Source organism: Sphingomonas sp. PL20 (assembly GCF_017875905.1).
In the GTDB taxonomy this organism is placed as follows: Bacteria; Pseudomonadota; Alphaproteobacteria; order Sphingomonadales; family Sphingomonadaceae; genus Sphingomonas; species Sphingomonas echinoides.
This window is the reverse complement of the sequence record NZ_JAGINH010000002.1, coordinates 92,489-113,039: the sequence shown is the minus strand read 5'-3', so window position 1 is coordinate 113,039 and position 20,551 is coordinate 92,489. Positions and strand designations below refer to the sequence as shown.

At 65.0% G+C, this 20,551-nt stretch carries 16 protein-coding genes; 8 read left to right on the top strand and 8 right to left on the bottom strand.

Annotated features, from left to right (window positions below):
• The first annotated feature begins 82 nt into the window (after window positions 1-82).
• On the top strand, window positions 83-1,537 hold the full coding sequence (gene pyk, locus H4W01_RS00800) for a pyruvate kinase (RefSeq protein WP_209609489.1): 1,455 nt from the start codon (window positions 83-85) through the stop codon (window positions 1,535-1,537).
• A gap of 66 nt (window positions 1,538-1,603) precedes the next feature.
• On the opposite strand, the gene H4W01_RS00795 is transcribed toward pyk, so the two are convergent.
• Window positions 1,604-2,218 (bottom strand): HAD family hydrolase, encoded by a 615-nt coding sequence (locus tag H4W01_RS00795; protein WP_209609488.1) that lies wholly within the window; start codon window positions 2,216-2,218, stop codon window positions 1,604-1,606.
• Window positions 2,219-2,227: 9 nt separating this feature from the next.
• Window positions 2,228-2,353, bottom strand: a complete 126-nt coding sequence (gene ykgO / locus H4W01_RS00790; RefSeq protein ID WP_004210176.1) for a type B 50S ribosomal protein L36 — start codon at window positions 2,351-2,353, stop codon at window positions 2,228-2,230.
• A gap of 189 nt (window positions 2,354-2,542) precedes the next feature.
• Here ykgO and H4W01_RS00785 point away from each other — a divergent pair, with 189 nt between their 5' ends.
• The 3 genes from H4W01_RS00785 (at window position 2,543) to H4W01_RS00775 (ending at window position 5,344) form a co-directional block, all read left to right on the top strand.
• Window positions 2,543-3,166, top strand: coding sequence for a DUF4136 domain-containing protein (locus H4W01_RS00785; protein ID WP_334685097.1), 624 nt, complete (start codon window positions 2,543-2,545; stop codon window positions 3,164-3,166).
• Window positions 3,163-4,281: a M14 family metallopeptidase gene (locus H4W01_RS00780; RefSeq protein WP_209609487.1), complete on the top strand. Its 1,119-nt coding sequence runs from the start codon at window positions 3,163-3,165 to the stop codon at window positions 4,279-4,281. The genes H4W01_RS00785 and H4W01_RS00780 overlap by 4 nt, the downstream gene beginning before the upstream one ends.
• A 406-nt stretch (window positions 4,282-4,687) precedes the next feature.
• A complete protein-coding gene (locus H4W01_RS00775; protein WP_334685096.1) occupies window positions 4,688-5,344 on the top strand; it encodes a hypothetical protein in 657 nt (218 codons plus the stop codon).
• A gap of 63 nt (window positions 5,345-5,407) precedes the next feature.
• Here the strand turns inward: H4W01_RS00775 and H4W01_RS00770 are convergent, their stop codons facing one another.
• Window positions 5,408-6,238 carry a 23S rRNA (adenine(2030)-N(6))-methyltransferase RlmJ gene (locus H4W01_RS00770; RefSeq protein ID WP_209609485.1) on the bottom strand — a complete coding sequence of 277 codons (831 nt, stop codon included), beginning with the start codon at window positions 6,236-6,238 and terminating at the stop codon, window positions 5,408-5,410.
• 227 nt (window positions 6,239-6,465) lie between these two features.
• Here H4W01_RS00770 and gpmA point away from each other — a divergent pair, with 227 nt between their 5' ends.
• Window positions 6,466-7,152, top strand: a complete 687-nt coding sequence (gene gpmA / locus H4W01_RS00765) for a 2,3-diphosphoglycerate-dependent phosphoglycerate mutase (protein WP_010406468.1) — start codon at window positions 6,466-6,468, stop codon at window positions 7,150-7,152.
• 18 nt (window positions 7,153-7,170) lie between these two features.
• Here gpmA and H4W01_RS00760 read toward each other — a convergent pair whose 3' ends face one another.
• A complete protein-coding gene (locus tag H4W01_RS00760) occupies window positions 7,171-7,818 on the bottom strand; it encodes a hypothetical protein (RefSeq protein WP_209609484.1) in 648 nt (215 codons plus the stop codon).
• A 118-nt stretch (window positions 7,819-7,936) separates the two neighbouring features.
• Here H4W01_RS00760 and purE point away from each other — a divergent pair, with 118 nt between their 5' ends.
• Both purE and H4W01_RS00750 read left to right on the top strand, forming a co-directional pair.
• Window positions 7,937-8,440: a 5-(carboxyamino)imidazole ribonucleotide mutase gene (purE, locus tag H4W01_RS00755; protein ID WP_010406466.1), complete on the top strand. Its 504-nt coding sequence runs from the start codon at window positions 7,937-7,939 to the stop codon at window positions 8,438-8,440.
• A 115-nt stretch (window positions 8,441-8,555) separates the two neighbouring features.
• The gene (locus tag H4W01_RS00750) at window positions 8,556-9,623 is read left to right on the top strand and encodes a 5-(carboxyamino)imidazole ribonucleotide synthase (protein ID WP_209609483.1); all 1,068 of its coding nucleotides are present in this window, start codon (window positions 8,556-8,558) and stop codon (window positions 9,621-9,623) included.
• 151 nt (window positions 9,624-9,774) lie between these two features.
• Here H4W01_RS00750 and H4W01_RS00745 read toward each other — a convergent pair whose 3' ends face one another.
• From H4W01_RS00745 to H4W01_RS00730, 4 genes are all read right to left on the bottom strand, one after another.
• Window positions 9,775-10,077, bottom strand: coding sequence for a hypothetical protein (locus H4W01_RS00745; protein WP_010406463.1), 303 nt, complete (start codon window positions 10,075-10,077; stop codon window positions 9,775-9,777).
• A gap of 24 nt (window positions 10,078-10,101) precedes the next feature.
• Window positions 10,102-12,912, bottom strand: a complete 2,811-nt coding sequence (locus H4W01_RS00740) for a M16 family metallopeptidase (RefSeq protein WP_209609482.1) — start codon at window positions 12,910-12,912, stop codon at window positions 10,102-10,104.
• A 298-nt stretch (window positions 12,913-13,210) separates the two neighbouring features.
• Complete coding sequence (locus tag H4W01_RS00735; RefSeq protein ID WP_209609481.1) at window positions 13,211-15,352, bottom strand: penicillin acylase family protein; 2,142 nt, start codon at window positions 15,350-15,352, stop codon at window positions 13,211-13,213.
• An 87-nt stretch (window positions 15,353-15,439) separates the two neighbouring features.
• Complete coding sequence (locus tag H4W01_RS00730; protein WP_209609480.1) at window positions 15,440-17,749, bottom strand: TonB-dependent receptor; 2,310 nt, start codon at window positions 17,747-17,749, stop codon at window positions 15,440-15,442.
• A 216-nt stretch (window positions 17,750-17,965) separates the two neighbouring features.
• Here H4W01_RS00730 and clpB point away from each other — a divergent pair, with 216 nt between their 5' ends.
• Window positions 17,966-20,545, top strand: a complete 2,580-nt coding sequence (gene clpB / locus H4W01_RS00725) for an ATP-dependent chaperone ClpB (protein WP_209609479.1) — start codon at window positions 17,966-17,968, stop codon at window positions 20,543-20,545.
• The last annotated feature ends 6 nt before the right edge of the window (window positions 20,546-20,551 follow it).

The following is a 20,551-nucleotide window of genomic DNA, read 5'->3' as shown; positions in this document are numbered from 1 at the left end:
ATCATCGCTCCACGGTTGATCGGGCGGAAATAGGGGTTAGAGCATCACGCGCACAAGCCATCCCCAGGGCGAGAATGATTTCATGACACAGGCAATAGCCCCGCGTTCGCGCAAGGTCCGCATCCTCGCGACGCTCGGTCCCGCAAGCAGCACCCCCGAAATGATCGCCGCGCTGTTCGAAGCGGGCGCCGATGCGTTTCGCGTCAATATGAGCCATGGCGACCAGCAATCGAAGGTCGCGGTGATCCAGGCGATCCGCGCCTTGGAAGAAAAATACGGCCGCCCGTCGACCATCCTCGCCGATCTGCAGGGGCCAAAACTGCGCGTCGGCAAGTTTGAAGGCGGTCGAGTCACGCTGGAAAAAGGCAAGACCTTCACGCTCGACCGCGACCCCACGCCGGGCGACGCGACCCGCGTCGAACTGCCGCACAAGGAAATCTTTGCGGCGATCGAACCGGGCGCGCGGCTGCTGCTCGACGACGGCAAATTGGTGCTGCGCGTGACCAGCCACACCGCCGACACGATCGTTACCGAAGTGGTGGTCGGCGGCGCGCTGTCCAACAGCAAGGGGCTGAACGTGCCCGACGTGGTGCTGCCAATGGCGGCACTGACCGAAAAGGACCGCAGCGACCTGGCCTTTGCGGTCGACCAGGGCGTCGACTGGATCGCCTTGAGCTTCGTGCAGCGGCCCGAGGATCTGGCCGAGGCGCGCAAGCTGATCGGCGGCAAGACAGCCCTTCTCGCCAAGATCGAAAAGCCCTCGGCGATCGACCGGCTCGAGGAAATTGTCGAGGCATGTGACGGGGTTATGGTCGCGCGCGGCGACCTTGGCGTCGAGCTGCCGCCCGAGAGCGTGCCGCCTTTGCAGAAGCGCATCATCGAAGTTTCGCGCCGTCTCGGCCGCCCGGTGGTGGTGGCGACGCAGATGCTCGAATCGATGATCACCTCGCCCTCCCCCACCCGCGCCGAAGTGTCCGACGTCGCGACGGCGATTTACGACGGGGCCGACGCGATCATGCTGTCGGCGGAAAGCGCCGCGGGCGCATGGCCGACCGAATCGGTCGCGATGATGAACGCGATCGGCGAGGCGGTCGAACGCGACCCTACGCATGGCGAGCGCATCCATTTCACCGTTATCCGCTCCGACCCGACCACCGCCGACGCTTTGTCGGAAGCCGCCAAGAACATCGCGCACACGGTCGATGCCGCCGCGATCATCTGCTTCACCGCCTCGGGCTCGACCGCGCGCCGCGTCGCGCGCGAGCGGCCCGGCGTGCCGCTGATGGTGCTGACCCCCAACCTCGAAACCGCGCGTCGCGCCGGGCTGCTGTGGGGGGCCTATGCCGTCCACACCAAGGACGTCGAATCGTTCGAGGAAATGGTGGCCAAGGCCAAGCGCATGGCGCTGCGCCACGGGCTGGCGGTGGCGGGCGACCGCGTCATCATCATCGCGGGCGTGCCGTTCAAGACGCCGGGATCGACCAATGTGCTGCACGTCGTGCGGATCATCGGCGATGAATTGAAGGACTATATTTAACGTTCGACCGGGCCCCCGCGAAAGCGGGGGGCCGAGGGTACACGCGAACCGCGCGGTGCCGTGCAATCAGGCCGACAGGCCGAGCTTTGCGAGATCGCCGCGCAACGTCGCGGCATCGATGAACAGCAAAGCGGTGATGCCGAGCGCATTGGCCGCGTCGATATTGGCGGCGCTGTCATCGATGAACACCGCATCCGCTGCCGCAACGCCGAAGCGATCGAGCGCGAGCGTGTAGATGGCCGGATCGGGCTTGATCAGCTTTTCCTCGCCCGACACGACGATGTCGCGGAAGCGGCCGAACACGTCGGGCCGGGTCGCGCGGAAGGCGGCGAAGAAATCATCGTGGAAATTGGTGATCGCGAACAGCGGTACGCCCGCTGCATCCAGCGATTTGAGAATCGCGACGACGCCGGGCACTTCGCGTTGCAGCGAATCGTTGAAGCGCGGACCGTAAACGTCGATCAGCGCGGCATGCTGCGGGAAACGCGCGCGCAGCTCTGCCGACGTCTCGGCAAAGGAAACGCCGAGATCGTGCTGGGCATGCCAGTCGAGCGAGACAACATCGTCCACGAATGCACGAAGCGCCTGATCATCCTCGATCAGGCGCTCATAGATCGCGTGGCGATCCCAGTGGAACAGCACATTGCCGACATCGAAAATGACGGCCTTCGTGCTACCCATGGCGGGCGATCAGCCCTGGCGTGCCTTGAAGCGACGGTTGGTCTTGTTGATGACATAGGTCCGCCCACGACGACGAATCACGCGGTTATCGCGGTGACGGCCCTTGAGCGACTTCAGGGAATTGCGGATCTTCATGATCGATTCGCTTTGCAAATTCTGGAATGTGGAAAAGAGCGGCTGCGCATATGGTCGGGATGCCCCCAAGTCAAGTATAGAGCGCGCCGGACATATGCGGGACACCGCTGCGGAACATCGATACAACGGACACGGGGGCCGGGTCGAAGCGTTACACCCCTGCAACAAGCGCGTACGAGGAAAACTGGCATGAAGCGGACTATGGGTTTGGCATTGGCGACGATGGTCGTCGGAGCGGGCGCGCTGGCAGGCTGCACGACGACCGGCAAGAGCGGGCCCGTCGAAGTGACGCGCTTCCACCTCGGCGCGCCGCTCGAAACCGGCACATTGACGGTCGAGGCGATGCCCGGTCGCGATCAGGACAGCCTGGAATATAAGACCTATGCCGCCGCCGTCGAAACCGAGGCGCTGACCCACGGCTTCACCGTGCCCGCGACCGGGGCCGCGCCGCAATATGCTGCGGTCGTCAGCTTCACGCGCACCAACCGCCCCGCCCCGTCGCCGGGTGGCAGCCGCAGCGGTGTCAGCGTCGGCCTGGGCGGTGGCGGTGGTGGCTATGGCGGTGGCGTCGGGCTGGGCGGCGCGATCTCCTTCCCGATCGGCAAGCCGCGCTATCGCACGATCGTGCTGACCGACCTCGCCGTGCAGATCCGCCGCCGCAGCGATGGCACGGTGATCTGGGAAGGCCACGCCCAGACGACCGCCGACGGTGCCGCACCCGATGCGCAGACCGGCCCCGCCGCCACGAAATTGGCGCGCGCGCTGTTCCTGGGCTTCCCCGGAGAATCGGGGCGCACTATCACGGTGAAATGAGCATCTCCGTCAACGCCGCCTTTGACAGCGGAAACATCCTGGTCGCCGGCATCGACGGCGACCAGGTGAACCTCACCATCGCGCGGGATCACCTGTCCGACTTCTTCCAATGGTTCCACTTCCGCGTGGCCGGAGCCAAGGGGCGGACCGTCACCTTGCGCATCCTGAATGCCAGCGAATCGGCCTATCCGTTCGGCTGGCCGGGCTACAAGGTGCGCGCCAGCACCGACCGGCAGAACTGGCGGATGATCCCGACGCGCTATGTCGACGGCGTGCTGGAATTCGAATGGACGGGGACGAGCGAGCTGGTGTGGTTCGCCTACTTTCAGCCCTATACGCTGGAGCAGCATGACGCGCTGGTCGCGCGGATCGCGCTCCAGCCGGGTGTCACCCACCGTGAGCTCGGCCAGTCGCTCGACGGGCGCGCGATCGATTGCCTGGAGCTTGGCACCGGCCCCAAGCATGTCTGGCTCTATGCCCGCCAGCACCCCGGCGAGAGCATGGCCGAATGGTGGATGGAAGGCGCGCTGGAATGGCTGACCGACCCGGCCAACGCGACCGCGCAAGCACTGCGCGACAAGGCGACCTTCCACTGCGTGCCCAATATGAACCCCGATGGCAGCTTTCGCGGCCATTTGCGCACCAATGCGGCAGGCGTGAACCTCAACCGCGAATGGGACACGCCGACCCCTGCGCGCAGCCCCGAAGTGCTGTGTGTGCGCAGCGCAATGGACGAAACCGGCGTCGCCTTTGCGATGGACGTGCATGGCGACGAAGCGATCCCCGCCAATTTCCTGGCAGGGTTTGAGGGCATCCCCTCCTGGAGTGATGCGCTGGGCGCGAAATTCTATGATTTCGGCAAACGGCTGGCCGCGCACACGCCCGATTTCCAGACCGAGCGCGGGTACGAAAAGGCAGCCCCCGGCCGCGCCAACCTGTCGATGTCGACCAACCAATCGGCCGAGCGCTTTGGCGCGGTGTCGATGACGCTGGAAATGCCGTTCAAGGACCATGACGCCAATGCCGATGCCGAATTCGGCTGGTCGGGCAAGCGATCGAAGACCTTGGCGCATGCGTGTTTGGAGGTGCTGGCGGGGATGATTGACGGGATTTGAGGCCCCGACCTTGGCGCGTCACTAGCGAACGCGAGGGCCCAGTGGCCAGGCGTTGGGTTGGGGAGCACCTTGTTATTGTCTCCACCGCCTGCGCGTCGAGCTGACCTCGGGCGATCTGACACCGATCGGCAGGCACCGCCAGCGCCAGGTCAGATGCCTGTTCGCCGGGCTGGCCGGCCAGCGCTAGGCATGATCGTGCCATAACCGACAGCCGCTCTTTTCGCCGGACAGAGTGACCGGCGTCACGCGTCGCGTTCGATCTCCACGCGTATCGACTTGATCGAATAGTTCTGATCCTGTAAAGAATAACCAGATATTGTCTATCCCGCGACCGAGACAGAATGGTCGTGCATGAAGCACTGTGATCTCAAAACAATTTTTGGGAGAAATCCGGATGCTGCTACCGATGACTGTACCACAAGGCGGCTTCAACCAGGAGTTTCGTCAGCACCCGAGTTTTCCTGGTGGTTATATCTACAGCCATACCGGCGACAATTATCAGGCGTATATGGATCATATCTATCCGCTGTTGCCGAGCCGCGTGTCGTTCTCGACGCACGAGCTGCCCAGCGATCTGCAAAAGGACGAGCCCGGGACGAACGGCGTGCCGCAGACCGCGGTACTCTTTCCCTATCCCGGCACGCCGCCCGCCGGGTTTCCGTGGCGCTTCACGCTGCTCGCCGGGAAGCAGACGATCGATTGCCTGCTGATCGCGCGCATCCTCTGGATCCAGCCGATCCCGGCCGACGAAACCGGGGGCGACGATGCCTCGCAATCGTCGACAAGCTGGTCGCGGGGATTGATCGAGCGCCGCACCGAGACGACGTTGCTGGCCGGTGGCACGCTGGTGGAGCTGGTGGGGGACGACGGCGATCGCTATGCGCTGGTCGCCAGCTTCCAGGCACCCGACACCGACGCGATGCCGCCGCCACCGCCCGGATATCATTATGAGAGCCGCCTGCTCGATGCGGACTTCCGGCTGCTATGCCGACAGTTTGCGCATATTCTGGTCACGTCCGGATATAATTTCCAGCGCTACCTGCGCGGCCGCGCCGAGGACTGACGGCGGCGGCACTTGCAGTGCGGCCATTCCTCCATTGCAAGAAAGCGCCGCTGCGGGTTTGTTTTACCCGCCCAGCCAATCGGTGATGATCTCGCCTTCATGCCCCTCGGGCGCCAGCGCGGCGCGCAGGGCTTCCAGCAGCGGCGGGAGCGCTTGCGTGAAGGCGTAGGGCGGATTGACGATATACAGGCCCGCGCCATTATAGATTCCGGGCTGATCGCTATCGTACAGCCAATGCTCCACCCGCAGCAATTTCGGGATGCCGAGCTTGCGGACCTGCTCGCGCCACTGCCAATGCGTGGCGCGGTCTTTCAGCGGATACCAGATCACCGTCACGCCATGCGCCCATTTGCGGTGTGCCGCCGCAAGAGTGGCGGTGATGCGGTCGCGTTCATCGGTCTGCTCGAACGGCGGATCGACCAGCACCACGCCGCGCGCGGTGCGCGGTGGCAGCAGCGCCAGCCACAGTTCATAGGCGTCGCGCTGATGCACGGCAGCCGAGGTGCCGCGCATCACGCCGCGCAGGGTATAGGCGTCCTCGGGATGTTTTTCGTTCAGGATCAGAAAATCCTGCGGGCGCAGGAGTTGCGCCAGAATGCGCGGCGAGCCGGGGTAGAAATGCGGCTCGGCCCCGACATTCACCGCCTGCACGGCGGCGCGATAATCGTCCAGCACGGGGTTCGCGTCGGCAAAGGCGCGCAGCACGCCCTGCAGGGCTTCGCCGGTGCGCCCGGCATCCGCGCCGCCAAGATCATACAGACCGCAGCCGGCATGGGTGTCGATCAGCGTCAGCGCGCCCGGTTTTTGCTGCAAGGCCCGCACCAGCGCGATCAGCAGGCTGTGCTTCACGACGTCGGCGCTGTTGCCGGCATGGAAGGAATGGCGATAATTCATGGCGAGTCAAAATCCCGGCGATCTGCCTTTTATCCAACGTGCCGGGCGCAGTGGCCGAGCGCGCGGCGATGGAAGGCACCAATCGGGTGCGCGTATAAAGTCGCGCGCAAACCTTCAACGCCCTTCTGCGCGGGGACATCAAACCCGCCTGTTGATCGCGCCGCCGCGAGCGGATACCCGGCGAGGCATTGCGCCCGGCCTGATGCCGGGAAAGGAGACCGCGCCTTATGCCTAGCCTCGTCCTGATCCGCCACGGCCAGTCCGACTGGAACCTCGAGAACCGCTTCACCGGCTGGTGGGATGTCGATGTGACCGCCAAGGGCGCCGAGGAAGCGCGTGCGGCGGGGCGGTTGATGGCGGAGAAGGGGCTCGATTTCGACCTCTGCTTCACCTCGCTGCAGACGCGCGCGATCAAGACGCTCAACCTGGCGCTGGAGGAGATGCAGCGGTTGTGGCTGCCGGTCGAAAAGGACTGGCGGCTGAACGAGCGCCATTATGGCGGGCTGACCGGCCTCAACAAGGCCGAGACCGCCGCCGAATATGGCGATGCGCAAGTCCATATCTGGCGCCGCAGCTTCGACGTGCCGCCGCCGCCAATGGCACCGGGCAGCGCCTATGATCTATCGCAGGACCGCCGCTATGCCGGGATCGCCGTGCCCGCGACCGAGAGCCTGAAGGATACGATCGCGCGCGTGCTGCCCTATTGGGAGGGGCGGATCGCGCCGGCCTTGCGCGCCGGGCAGCGCGTGCTGATTTCGGCGCATGGCAATTCGCTGCGCGCTTTGGTCAAGCATCTGTCGGGCATTCCCGATGACGAGATCACCACGCTGGAAATCCCGACCGGGCAGCCGATCGTTTATGAACTGGACGACAGCCTTGCCGCCACCGATCGTTACTATCTGAACGAGCGATAGCGGCGGGCCGCCCCCGGCTTATTGGCCGGTGGTGACGGTGGTGGTGGTCTTCTCGGTCGCGCGCGGTGCGGGGTGCTTGGCGGCGTGGCGCACGGTCTTGCGCACTACCTTGTGCGTGGTGGCGGCAACCGGGGCCGGGGTCGCAGTCTTGGTGGTTTCGGTGGTGACCGTCATGGTCGGCGCAGGCGCTGCGGGGGCGGCGATGACCACGGGCGTGGCGCGCGCGGCGGCGGCATCGGCCGATGCCGAGGCGGCGGCCTGTTCGGCAGCGTTGGCGCGGGCATTGGCGGCAGCGGCCTGCGCTTGCGCATCGGCGGCGGCATCGCGCGCAGTTTCGGTCACGGCGCGGGCGTTCTGGGTGCGGGCGCGCTGCGCTTCACCCAGCGCGGTGTCGGCGAGCTGGCTGGCGTGGTGCGCGGCGGCGATCGCCTCTTCCTTGTGGCCGCTGGCGAGATCTTCCTGCGCGGTGCGCAAGGCGGCCTGCGCTTCGGCCTGGAGGCGCGGGGTCTCGGCAGTCGCACCGACCTTGGCCGAGGCGTCGATCTTGGCGCGGGCTTCGGCGATGGCGGCCTCGGCGCGCTCGTGCTTGCCTTCGGCGAAAGCGGGGGTGGCGAAAGCGAGCATGGCGGCGAGGGCGGCGATCGACGCTTGGGTCTTGCGGTGCATGGGGGGTCTCCTTGGGATCTGTTCTAGTGGGCCCCCAACCCCCGCCGAGACGCACAAGTTCCGCGACGGACCGTTTGCGAGAGTTGCCCTGCCCAGCGCGGACCGCTAGTCGAACGGCATGGCCACGCCCGAAACCTCCGCCGCGCGCCCTGTCGTCGGCATCATCATGGGAAGCACCTCCGATTGGGAGACGATGCACCATGCCGCCGAACTGCTCGCCGAATTGGGGGTGGCGCATGAAAGCAAGGTGGTGTCGGCGCACCGCACGCCGCAGCGTCTGTATGACTATGCCGGGGGTGCGGCGGAGCGCGGGATCCAGGTGATTATCGCGGGCGCGGGTGGTGCTGCGCATCTGCCGGGCATGGCGGCGGCGCTGACGCATCTGCCGGTGCTGGGCGTGCCGGTGGAAAGCAAGACGCTGAAGGGCGTCGACAGCCTCTATTCGATCGTCCAGATGCCAGCGGGGATTCCGGTGGGGACGCTCGCAATCGGCAAGGCGGGCGCAAAGAATGCGGCGCTGCTGGCGGCGGCGATCCTGGCGCTGTCGGATGCGGGGTTGAGCGAGCGCTTGCAGGCGTGGCGCGCGCGACAGACCGAAAGCGTGGCGACCGACCCGGCGTGAGCATTTTATAAATTCCGTTCGTCCTGAGCTTGTCGAAGGACAGTTCTTCTGGTCAATCGCCGACAAGAAAGGCTGGGCTTCGACAGGCTCAGCCCGAACGGATTAGGACGCGTTCATGACCCCCCTTCCCCCCGGTTCGACCATCGGCATTCTGGGCGGCGGCCAGCTTGGGCGGATGCTCGCGGTGGCGGCGGCGCAGCTTGGCTACAACACCCGCATCCTCGCGCCCGATGAGGAAGCCGTCGCGGCGCAGACCGCGTCCAGCTTCACCCGCGCCGATTATCACAGCCGCATCGTGCTCGATGAATTCGCCGCGGCCGCCGATGTCATCACTTATGAGTTCGAGAATATCGCGCTCGATCCGGTCGACTATTTGGCGGGCAAGGTGCCGGTCCACCCCGCCCCCGCCGCGCTGGGCGTGGCGCAGGACCGCGCGACCGAAAAGGCGTTCGTGCGCGACCTTGGGGGGCGCACCGCACCTTGGGCCAAGGTCGAGACGCTCGCCGAGCTGGAGGCGGCGGTGGCCGAAATCGGCACGCCTGCGATCCTGAAGACGCTGCGCATGGGCTATGACGGCAAGGGCCAGGTGCGCCTGACCGCGCCCGGCGATGTGGCGGCGGCGTGGGAGGCGATCGGGCGGCGCCCGGCGATCCTGGAAGGCTTCGTCGCCTTCAGCCATGAATTCTCGATCATCCTGGCGCGGCGCGGCGATGGGCAGATGGTGAGCTATCCGCCGCCGTGGAACGAACACAAGGATGGCGTGCTGGCACGATCGACCTTGCCTGCCCCGGCCGAAGTGGCGGCGAGCTGGGGCGAGGCGGCGGCGCTGGCCGGGCGGATTGCCGACCGGCTCGATTATGTCGGGGTGCTGGCGTGCGAATTCTTTGCGGGCGTCGATGGGCCGGTGTTCAACGAAATGGCACCGCGCGTCCACAATTCGGGGCATTGGACGATTGAGGGCGCGGTGTGCTCGCAATTCGAGAACCATATCCGCGCGATTTGCGGGCTGCCGCTGGGCGACACCGGCCTGACCGCGCCGACCGTGGCGATGGAGAATCTGATCGGCCATGACGCCGACCGCTGGGCCGAGATCCTGGCCGAGCCGGGCGCGCATCTGCACCTGTACGGCAAGGAGACGCGGCCGGGGCGCAAGATGGGGCATGTGACGCGGCTGGGGCGGTGATTTAACATCCAACGGATGCCGCGCGCGGGGCGAGCCCCCTCCACCATTCGCTAAATGCTCATGGTCCCCCTCCCCGTGCCGGGGAGGAACAAAAAAAGGCCCGCGCTCCGAAAGGAACGCGGGCCTTTTTCGTGTCGGTTAAGCGAACGGCTCAGGCCGCGCGAGTGCCCGTCATCGGGAAGCTGCCGAACGCGCCGGCGCCGACCGAACCGGTCAGCGTGTCGCCATCGGCGGTCGCTTCGCAGGTCAGCGTCATCGGCATCGGCACGACGATCGACATCGTCCACTTGATCGTCTCGCCCTCGACGATGCCGTCGGTGATTTCGGCGCTGCCCTGCGCGCCGACTTGGCTTCCGGTCCAGCTAGCGCCGTCGGTCTTGACCGTCAGCACGGCCTTCTGGTCGCCCAGCGGCGACTTGACGATGGTATCCCAGGTTCCGTCGATTGCAGCCATGATCTCTCTCCTGACAAAGAATCTTCAGCGCGCATCCGCGACGGATGCGGCGGGCACCACCTCAACCGGCAACCCGATGCTGTCAAGCTGGCCACGGACCTTCGCCGCGTCGCCGACGACGATCCAGACGGTTTTGGCCGGGTCGATTGCCGTGCGTGCCGCAGCGTCAAGCTCGGCTGCCGTCATCGCACGATATTTTTGCGGGAGCGTCGCATAATAATTGTCGGGACGCTTGTAGAGGTCGTTTTGCTGCAAAGCGCCAAGCACGGCACCCGACGTTTCGAAATTGCCCGGCAGCGAGCTGATCGCATCGGTGATGGTGCGATCAAACTCTTCCTGAGTAATGCCCTTGGTGGTCAGGAACTCCGCAAAATCGGTCCGCAGCGATTTGATCGATTCACCGGTCTTGTCGGCCTGCACCCCGGTGCCGAGCAGATAGGGCGTGTCGTGCTGGGCACGGCGGAACGACCCGTTGACGCCGTATGACCAATGCCGCGCCTCGCGCAGGTCCATGTTGACGCGCGACAGGAAATCGCCGCCGAGCGTGTCGTTGGCGGTGATCACCGGCAGCAGATCGTCGGTGCCGACCAGGCTTGTAGGAATCCCGGCGATGAGGAACGACTGCGGCGAATCGGGCCGGTCGATCAGCACGATCTTGGGCGCAGACGGAGCGGCCTTGACGCTGAAATCCTTGACGCCCGCCGGGCCGGTCGGCGTCCAGTCGCCAAAGCGCGCGTCGAACGCCGCCTTCACTTCGGCCAGCGGACGATCGCTGACGACGAAGATCTTGGCCTTGTCGGGCCGGATCCAGGCTTGCTGGAAGGCAATCAGATCGTCGCGCGTCAGCGCGGCCACCGCCTTCGCATCGCCGCTGCCGAACGACTTCGCGTAGGGATAGGCCGCGCCGTAGATCAGCTTGGGATAGACGCGCGTTGCCAGGCCCTGCGGGCTGGTCAGCTCGGCGGAGATTCGCGAAAGCTGCTGGTTCTTGACGCGGGCGACTTCCGCCGGGTCGAATTTCGGATGCCGCACGATATCGGCGAGCAATTCGGTCGAAGCGGCAAGGTTGGCGCTCGGCGTGAACAGGCCGACAACGGTGCGATCGGGCCCCGATCCGCTGGTGATGTTCGCGCCCAGCCGCTCCTTGGCTTCGGCAATCGCGATCGAATCGCGCGTGAGCGTGCCTTCGTCGAGCATGTCGAGCGTCAGCGCCTGCGTGCCGAGCTTGCCCGGCACATCGGCGGCGACACCCGCGTCGAAGCTGATCGACGCCTGGGTGATCGGCACGGCGTTGCGATAGGCATAGACCAGTTCGATGCCGTTCTTGAGCTTGGCATGCTCGACCTTGGGGAAGACCAGGCTCGACAAGGTGCCGACCGCGGGGAGCGCGCCGCGCGTGCCCTTAAATTCAGGCTCGGGCGCAGCGGCGACCTTGGTCGGCGGGGTCGCCTCGACATACGCGTCGCGCGCGCCGGGCACGACGGTCAGCGCGTAGACCGGACGCGTCAGCCATTTGGCGCTGGCCGCTTTGACTTGCGCGGGCGTCTGCGCGGCGAGTTCGGCCAGTTGCTTCTTGTAGAAGCCGGGATCGTTTTCATACAGCGCGCCTTCGGCGAGCGCGACCGCCTTGCCGCCGAAACCACCGGTCGATTCAAGCCCGGCAATGCGCGCCGCCGCGTCGCGCGTCGCAACGCGCTGCACTTCATCCGCAGTCGGACCGTTGGCGATGACATCGGCAATGATCTCGTCGAGCCGCTTGGCGACCAGCGCCGGATCGACGCCCGGGCGCACATCGGCGCTGACCACGAACATGCCGACCTGCGCGAAGCTCTCATTGTTGGCCGAAACGCGCACCGCGAGCTTTTCCTTGCGCACCAGCGCATTGTCGAGACGGCTGCTGGCGAGGCCGCCCAGCACCCCGGCCGTCACGTCCAGCGACACTGCTTCGGGGTTGTTGAGGCCCGGCACCGCCCACATGCGGTAGATGCGCGTGGTGGCAACGCGGTCCTTGATCGTTTCCACCTTGGGCGCGGCCAAAGTCGGCACGTCGGCGGCGGGGACGACGCTTTCCGGGCCCTTGGGGATCGCGCCGAAATATTTCTCGACCAGCAGCTTGGCCTTGGCTTCGTCAATATCGCCCGACAGCACCAGCACGGCATTGTTGGGGCCATAATGGCCGCGGAACCAGGTCTTCACATCCTCGACGCTCGCCGAATCGAGATCGGCCATCGATCCGATCGTGGTGTGGCCATAAGGGTGCGTCGCGGGGAACAGCGTCTCGACTTGCTTATATTCGATCAGGCCAAACGGCTGATTGTCGCCCTGCCGCTTTTCATTCTGCACGACGCCGCGCTGCTCATCGACCACACCGGGCGTGATCGCCCCGAGCAGATAGCCCATGCGGTCGCTTTCCAGGAACAGCGCGCGATCGAGTGCTGCGACCGGCACCGTCTCGAAATAATTGGTGCGATCGAAATAGGTCGTGCCGTTGAGATCGGTCGCGCCGATCGCCTTGGTATAGGTGAAATAGTCCTTCGGCGCATTCTCGGAGCCGTTGAACATCAGATGCTCGAACAGATGGGCAAAGCCGGTCTTACCCTTGGGCTCGAACTTCGAGCCGACATTGTACCACACACTGATCGCGACGACCGGGGCTTTGCGATCGGTATTGACGATGACGCGCAGGCCATTGGCCAGGCGGAATTCGCTGTAGGGAATATCGACTTGCTTGACCAATTCCGCGACCGGCACGGGCTTGGGCGTAGTCTGCGCGACGGCGGGCACGGCGAGCGTGGCGAGCGCCACGCCGGAGAGCGCGAACAGCTTGACGGTCATCGATGGATCCCCTGGGAAATGGTGTGTGAATATAGGACTGTGTCAGCAGGCTATCGCACTGTTCTGGCCGTAGCAATCGCTGCGTTGAGGGGGTGGCGGTGGGGCGTGCTTGCTGGCGCGCGTTGAGGCGCTTCTTCCTCCCCTCCCTGCAAGGGAGGGGTCGGGGGTGGGTCGGCCAATGGCGGAGGTCACGTTCGACCACGGGCCGACCCACCCCTCAGTCCCCTCCCTTTCAGGGAGGGGAGGAGCGTGGGGCTGGCAGCACTCTCTCCTGTCGACCTGGGGAGCGAGGCGGCGATCACGGGCGATAGACGCGCTCGATCTTCTTGCGGAGGTCTTCGCGCCAGAACAATACCGGCTTGGTTTTGTGCGCGACGAACAGCGGGGCCTGATCGGCATAATGCGGTGACTGCGGCCGAGTCGTGGCCGCACCATAAGGCTGCACCGAGTCCGAGCTGACGCGGCCTGCCTTATCCCAGGTCATGAACATGATGAAGCTGTCGCCATGCTTCACCACCAGTCGCCCGTCATCGGCTTCATCCCAGGTCGAGGCGGCGCGCAGCACGTCAGGGCCACCGTCGAGCGGTAAGTCCACCGCGCCATGCCGCAAGCGCAACACGGTGCCGAGCGGCGGATCGAGCGTGCCGAAATGCCGTTGCAGATACCCCGCCGCCTTGGCCAGCGAATCGCGCGGGTCGAGCTCGGGGCGACGCGGATAGTGCCATTTCTGGCCCGTGCGCAGCAGGATGGCGGCGAGCGCCTGCCCGCTATGTTGGCCATCGAAATCCCAGTTCCACCGCTTGAGCAGCGCCTGTGCCTGTACCAGTTGCGCATCGCCATGCGGATCGACGCGGGCGATGTCGCCATACCAGCGCGCCGCCCAGCTCATGCGGCTGATGCCGGTATCATATTTGATGCGCCGCAGATCGTCGGCGCTGATCGAGGGATGCGCGCCCATCAGCTCGACCGCGCGCGTGCCGCGATTGGTGGTGTCGGTCTCGATGCCGAGCAGCGGTGAATAGGCCGCGGGATTGAGCTCGGACCCCGCCCCTGCCGCTTGGTACGGCGTGTTGTTGGCGTTGACGAGGAAGCCCGAGGCCGGGTTCACGTTGCGCGGCACCTGCGCGAACGGCACCGTACCCCACGCCAGATCACGCGAAGTGTCGCCGGGCAGAACGTGACGGTAATCGAACCCCGGTTTGCGATTGGGGAAGCTGGCATTGTAAAAATAGGCGATAGTACCGTGCGCATCGCCGTACAGAAAATTGGTCGCGGGCACGCCCTGGATCGCCAGCGCCTTCTGCCATTCGGCAAAGTCGCGCGCGCGGGTGAGTCGGTAATATTCCTCGATCATGCGGAGCTGGTCGGCCCCGGCATAACGGATCGCATAGGCGCCGCTTTTGTTGACGATCACCGGCCCCTGCACCGCGCGATACGCCATTTTGGGGATCGGCAGCACGAACGGGCCGAAGCGCACCTTCAGCCACACGCGCTGCGCCTGCAGCGGCCGCCACGCACCGTCGAGACGATAGTGGGTGCGATCGGCATCGAGCGTCAATTTGTAGACATCGGTCAGATCGGGGCGGTTGACGGTGTTGGTCCAGCCGAGATGTTCGTTATGGCCGAGCACCGGGAAGGGCACGCCGGGAAAGGTCGCGCCGGAAAAATGCCAGCCGCTGCCCGATTGCACGCTCAGTTCATACCAGGCGACCGGGCCGCTCCACGGCTGATGCGAATTGGCGATGACGCGGGTGAAGCCATCGGCCGAGCGCTTCGGGCCGACAACAAAGGCGTTCGAGCCGTTGGGCATGGCTTCACCCGTCGCCGGTAACGCCGCCGGATCGGGGCTGTCGGGCACGGACCCGGCGCTTTCCCGCGGCAAGGCGGTGTCGCCCGACAATGCGCCGAGCGTCTGGTCGAGCCCGAAGAAGAACGGGGTGCGCAGCACGAAGCCGGTCGCAATGTCCTCGCCATTGGCCGGGAACAACCGCGCGAGGCGGATCTCGCCCGGATGCCGCCGCGCATAAGCGTTGAGCCCGCTGGCATAGGCATCGAGCAAGGCGCGTACATCGGCCGGCTGCTTCGCATAATCGCGGTGCGCGGTCTCGCGCGCGCCGAGCAGGCGCAAGGTGTAATCGACCTTGGCCCCGTCCGCGCCCTGCAGCGCACCGAGCCGCCCGCGCGCCATCGCCACCGCTTCCTGCAGCGTCGCGAAATCATCTTCGGCATGGGCATAGGCCACGCCGTACGCGACATCGGGATCGGTCTTGCCGAAGATATGCGGCACGCCGAAGCGATCGCGGGCGATGACGCTATCGTAATGATGGGCGGGCGGTGGCGTTACACGGATCGCCACCAGCGGCTCCCACACCGCAAGAGCGAGGCCGAGCCCCAATAGCAACACGCCCAAGCCGACCGCCGCCCGCCGCAATCCCCGCATCCACCCTGACCTTTTATCGTTTGCGTCAGGGTGTAGCGGGGCGGCGGCGGTACGACGAGGGGATAATCACACCCCGGCGGGCTTGGCTTAGAACCCCGCCTTGATCGTCACGAAATACTGGGCGGGCGCACCCGCCAGCAGCGTCTGGTTGTCGCCCGAATAGCCAAAACCGTTCGACCCGATCGTCGAGATATATTTCTTGTCGAACAGGTTGGTCGCGTTGCCCTGGATTTCGAACTTGCGGTCGCCGATCGTGACGCGGGCACCGATCGTTGCGTCGACCAGGACACGGTCGGGCACCGACTGGTCGTTGGTATAGGTGAAGTAACGGCGGCTCATATAATCCGCGCCGACGCGACCGAAGAACATGCCCTTGTCATAGGTCAGCTCGGCCTTGGCAAGATGCTTGGGCGTGTCGACGGTTTGCTTGCCCCGGATGTTCTGCACCACGCCGCCGACCGTTACGTTGTCGCGATAGGTCGAGTCGTTGTAGCTGTACGAAGCGTAGACGCCGAAGCCGTAGCCGATCTTGGCTTCCAGCGCGGTCTCGATGCCGTAGGCGCGCACCGAACCGACGTTGGAGAGGATCGGCGGGTTGCCGACGATCCCGGCACCGACCGTCTGCGCCAGCGTGCGGTTCTGGAAATCGATATAATAGCCAGCGACCGAGGCGTTTATGCCGCTATGATGATAGCGCGCGCCGACTTCATAGGTGTCAGATGTTTCAGGCTTCAGCTTGTTGGTCGTCAGCAGCGCATTAAACCCGGCCTGCGTGGTAGCGAACGGTCCGCTCGTTGCCGCTGCGACGAACGCGCGCGTCACTTCGGTGAAATCGCCGAACAATTCGACCTGATTGCCCAGCTTGTAGTTGAGCCCTGCGTGCGGCTGGAAGAAATCCTTCACTTGGATCCGGCCCGAGGCAAGGCCGCCCGACACGATCGGCGTGGCCTTGTTGGTGACCGAAAAGCCCTTCCAGCCAAGATCGACCGTCAGATCGCCGAGCGCGATCTTGTCCTGCACATAATATTGCACGGTGTCGGTTTCGTAGGTGTTGTACCACTGCGTGGCGAATGGAAGATACTGGAAGTGCAGGGCATCGCGTGTCGGCGTGGTGCGACTGTCGAGCCCGTAATAGCGCCGGGCTTGGCGGAAATCGTTGACTTCATACCAGCCGCCGACGGTAAAATCGTTAAAGGCGAGCTTGGTGCCCAGCGAGCCGAACACACCCTTGCGATGAATGTCATATTCAGTGGTGCGCACCGAAATCGGCACGCCCGACGGCGAGGGGACATACGGCGTGAACCAGATGCCCTGGCCGTGGTTCGCATGATAATAGGCCTTCAATTCGCCGTGGACGGTCGCGCCCTTGGCGGTCTCGACGCCAAGCGAGGCGAGATAATCCTGTCGCAGGCCTGCAGCGTCATAATAGACATCGTCGGCATTGGCATAAGGGGCGGGTGTAACCGTGCCCGCCGCCGGATTGAGTTTGGGGGCACCGGTGTAGCCGCTGTTCGCGCCGGTATCCGCGATCAGCACCGCCAGCGGGAAGTTGTTGGAGATATTGTCGTTGCGCAGGCCCAGGCGCTTGATCATGTCGAGCGACAGATCCTGATAATCATTCTCGCGGCGATCGGAGAAATCGAAGGTGCCGACCAAGCGCACCGGGCCGACGGGGGCGATGAACTTGGCGTTGACCTGGTTCTGGCGCTGGACGCCATAGCCCTTCCATTTGTCGGTATCGAGGAAGCCGTAGGAGACATACGCGCTCGGCCCGTTTTCGCCGAGCACGCCGGTGTCGAGGCGACCGAAGGCGCGCACGGTGTTGGCGCTGCCATAAGTGCCGTTGAGCGTCAGCCCGAAGGTCGGCTTGGGGTCGCTCGAGAAGAATTCGACGGTGCCGCCGAGATTGTTGGTGGCTTGCGTGCCGATCGAGCCCGACCCCTGCGACACTTCGGTGCGGCCGATATTCTCGGACGAGATCGCGCGGCTGATGTGCAGACCGTTGGTGTTGCCATACGACCCGTCGCCGAGCGGAATGCCGTCGAGCGTGAAGCCGATCTGGTTCTGGTTGAAGCTGCGGATCGAAACGCGTTCGGACCATTCATAGGCACCGAAGGCATCGGCCGACTGGAAGTTGACGTTGGGGAGCTTGGCGATTGCTTTCAGCGGGCTGGTGCCGGCGGCGAGGATCGCAATGTCGGCCTGGTTGAGCTGCTGCACCTGGCGCGTCTGGCCCTTGCCGACGATGATGATGTCGTTGCCCGCGTCATCAGTGACGGGAGGAGCCTCCGGGACCGGGGCATCGGGTGCCGGAACGGCCGACGTGTCTCGGGCGGAGGCAGCGAGCGGCCACGCCAGGGCGGCACCCGCGAGGAGGCAAAGCGTAAAACGACGCATGGTCGATCCCCTGAAAAGTGTTTTTTTTTGCAGGCACTACTCCCCGCGCCCAGTGCCGGACCTAGCCATGCTGCGTTGCGGAAATACGTAAATCCCGCGTCAAGCGGATGACGATTTCTGCTGGTAGATCGTCCCCTTGAGAATCCTGCGCGAGTCGCTCTTGTGTTGCATAAGTGCAACACTACATCGGGCCGGAAGAAGGAGGGACACTTCCCAATGAACATCGAAAAATTCACCGACCGCGCGAAAGGCTTTCTGCAATCCGCGCAAACCGTCGCGATCCGGATGAGCCATCAACGCATCGCGCCCGAACATATTTTGAAGGCGCTGCTCGAGGATGAGCAAGGCATGGCCTCGGGCCTGATTTCGGCGGCCGGTGGTGACGCCAAGCGCGCAGTGACCGAGACCGACCTCGCGCTCTCCAAAATCCCCGCCGTGTCGGGCAGCGGCGCACAAGCGACCCCGGGGCTCGACAATGATGCGGTGCGCGTGCTCGACCAGGCCGAGCAGATCGCGACCAAATCGGGCGACAGCTTCGTGACGGTCGAGCGGCTGCTGGTTGCGCTGGCGCTGTCGCTCAACACCGTGGCGGGCAAGGCGCTCAAGACCGCGGGCGTCACACCCGAAGCCTTGAATGCGGCGATCGAAAAGGTGCGCAACGGCCGCGTCGCCGACAGTGCGGGCGCCGAGGACAAATTCGACGCGCTCAAGAAATTCGCGCGCGACCTGACGCAAGCGGCGCGCGACGGCAAGCTCGACCCCGTGATCGGCCGCGACGAGGAAATCCGCCGCACGATCCAGATTCTGGCGCGCCGTACCAAGAACAACCCGGTGCTGATCGGGGAACCCGGCGTGGGCAAAACCGCGATCGCCGAGGGCTTGGCTTTGCGCATCGCCAATGGCGACGTGCCCGATACGCTGAAGGACCGTCGCCTGATGTCGCTCGACATGGGGTCGCTGATCGCTGGGGCCAAATATCGCGGCGAGTTTGAGGAACGCCTCAAGGGCGTGCTCGACGAAGTGAAAGCCGCCGAGGGCGACATCGTTTTGTTCATCGACGAGATGCATCAGCTTATCGGCGCGGGCAAATCCGAAGGCGCGATGGATGCGGGCAATTTGCTGAAACCGGCGCTCGCACGCGGCGAGCTGCACTGCGTCGGTGCGACCACGCTCGATGAATATCGGAAGTATGTCGAGAAGGACGCCGCGCTCCAGCGCCGTTTCCAGCCGGTGTTCGTCGGCGAGCCGACCGTGCCCGACACGATCTCGATCCTGCGCGGCCTCAAGGAAAAGTACGAGCTGCACCACGGCGTGCGCATCACCGATGCGGCAATCGTGGCAGCAGCGACGCTCTCCAACCGCTACATCACCGACCGCTTCCTCCCCGACAAGGCGATTGATCTGATGGACGAGGCCGCCAGCCGCATCCGCATGGAGGTGGAGAGCAAGCCCGAGGAGATCGAAATCCTCGACCGGCGGATCATCCAGCTCAAGATCGAGCGCGAGGCGTTGAAGCGCGAGAGCGACGAAGCCTCGCGCGACCGGCTGGTGAAGCTCGACGGCGAGCTGGCCAATCTCGAACAGCAATCCTCCGAACTGACCACGCGCTGGCAGGGTGAGAAGGACAAGATCTCGGCCGAGGCCAAGCTGAAGGAACAGATCGACGCCGCGCGGCTCGAACTGGAACAGGCGCAACGCGCCGGCGACCTCGCCAAGGCGGGCGAGCTGTCCTACGGGCGCATCCCCGAATTGCAGCGGCAATTGGATGCGGCGGCCGGCGCGACCAAGGGTGCGATGCTACGCGAGGAAGTGACGGGCGAGGACATTGCCGGGGTGGTCGCACGCTGGACCGGGATTCCGGTCGAGCGGATGCTGGAAGGCGAGCGCGACAAATTACTGCAGATGGAAGCGACGATCGGCAAGCGCGTGATCGGCCAGCAAAATGCGATCCGCGCCGTCTCAACCGCCGTGCGGCGCGCGCGTGCGGGGCTGCAGGACCCGAACCGGCCGCTCGGTTCGTTCCTGTTCCTCGGGCCGACGGGCGTCGGCAAGACCGAGCTGACCAAGGCACTCGCCGAATTCCTGTTCGATGATCCCACCGCAATGGTGCGCATCGACATGAGCGAGTTCATGGAAAAGCATGCGGTCGCGCGGCTGATCGGCGCGCCTCCCGGCTATGTCGGTTATGAGGAAGGCGGCGTGCTGACCGAGGCGGTGCGGCGACGGCCCTATCAGGTCGTGTTGTTCGACGAGGTCGAGAAGGCGCATGGCGATGTGTTCAACATCCTGCTGCAAGTGCTAGACGATGGGCGGTTGACCGACGGCCAGGGCCGCACGGTCGACTTCACCAACACGATCATCGTGCTGACCTCCAACCTTGGCAGCCAAGTGCTGACGACGCTCGGCGAAGGCGAGGATGTGGCGAGCGTGGAGCCGCAAGTGATGGAAATCGTGCGCGGGCATTTCCGCCCCGAATTCCTGAACCGCTTGGACGAGATCGTGCTGTTCCACCGGCTGGGCCAGGCGGAGATGGCGCCGATCGTCGATATCCAGGTGGCGCGCATCGCCAAGCTGCTGGGCGAACGCAAGGTTGCCTTGGAGCTGACCGATGCCGCGCGGGCGTGGTTGGGCCGCGTTGGCTATGATCCGGTGTACGGCGCGCGCCCCCTGAAGCGCGCGGTGCAGCGCTATCTGCAAGACCCGCTCGCCGACCTGATCCTGCGCGGCAGCGTGAAGGATGGCGCGACGGTGCGGGTGGATGAAGGCGACGGGAAACTGGAGTTGACCGTCGACTGATATGAA

Excerpts from the sequence above, each read along its gene's own strand:
- pyk (WP_209609489.1), top strand. The coding sequence starts at position 83 with ATGACACAGGCAATAGCCCCGCGTTCGCGCAAGGTCCGCATCCTCGCG.
- H4W01_RS00795 (WP_209609488.1), bottom strand. The coding sequence starts at position 2,218 with ATGGGTAGCACGAAGGCCGTCATTTTCGATGTCGGCAATGTGCTGTTC.
- ykgO (WP_004210176.1), bottom strand. The coding sequence starts at position 2,353 with ATGAAGATCCGCAATTCCCTGAAGTCGCTCAAGGGCCGTCACCGCGAT.
- H4W01_RS00785 (WP_334685097.1), top strand. The coding sequence starts at position 2,543 with ATGAAGCGGACTATGGGTTTGGCATTGGCGACGATGGTCGTCGGAGCG.
- H4W01_RS00780 (WP_209609487.1), top strand. The coding sequence starts at position 3,163 with ATGAGCATCTCCGTCAACGCCGCCTTTGACAGCGGAAACATCCTGGTC.
- H4W01_RS00775 (WP_334685096.1), top strand. The coding sequence starts at position 4,688 with ATGACTGTACCACAAGGCGGCTTCAACCAGGAGTTTCGTCAGCACCCG.
- H4W01_RS00770 (WP_209609485.1), bottom strand. The coding sequence starts at position 6,238 with ATGAATTATCGCCATTCCTTCCATGCCGGCAACAGCGCCGACGTCGTG.
- gpmA (WP_010406468.1), top strand. The coding sequence starts at position 6,466 with ATGCCTAGCCTCGTCCTGATCCGCCACGGCCAGTCCGACTGGAACCTC.
- H4W01_RS00760 (WP_209609484.1), bottom strand. The coding sequence starts at position 7,818 with ATGCACCGCAAGACCCAAGCGTCGATCGCCGCCCTCGCCGCCATGCTC.
- purE (WP_010406466.1), top strand. The coding sequence starts at position 7,937 with ATGGCCACGCCCGAAACCTCCGCCGCGCGCCCTGTCGTCGGCATCATC.
- H4W01_RS00750 (WP_209609483.1), top strand. The coding sequence starts at position 8,556 with ATGACCCCCCTTCCCCCCGGTTCGACCATCGGCATTCTGGGCGGCGGC.
- H4W01_RS00745 (WP_010406463.1), bottom strand. The coding sequence starts at position 10,077 with ATGGCTGCAATCGACGGAACCTGGGATACCATCGTCAAGTCGCCGCTG.
- H4W01_RS00740 (WP_209609482.1), bottom strand. The coding sequence starts at position 12,912 with ATGACCGTCAAGCTGTTCGCGCTCTCCGGCGTGGCGCTCGCCACGCTC.
- H4W01_RS00735 (WP_209609481.1), bottom strand. The coding sequence starts at position 15,352 with ATGCGGGGATTGCGGCGGGCGGCGGTCGGCTTGGGCGTGTTGCTATTG.
- H4W01_RS00730 (WP_209609480.1), bottom strand. The coding sequence starts at position 17,749 with ATGCGTCGTTTTACGCTTTGCCTCCTCGCGGGTGCCGCCCTGGCGTGG.
- clpB (WP_209609479.1), top strand. The coding sequence starts at position 17,966 with ATGAACATCGAAAAATTCACCGACCGCGCGAAAGGCTTTCTGCAATCC.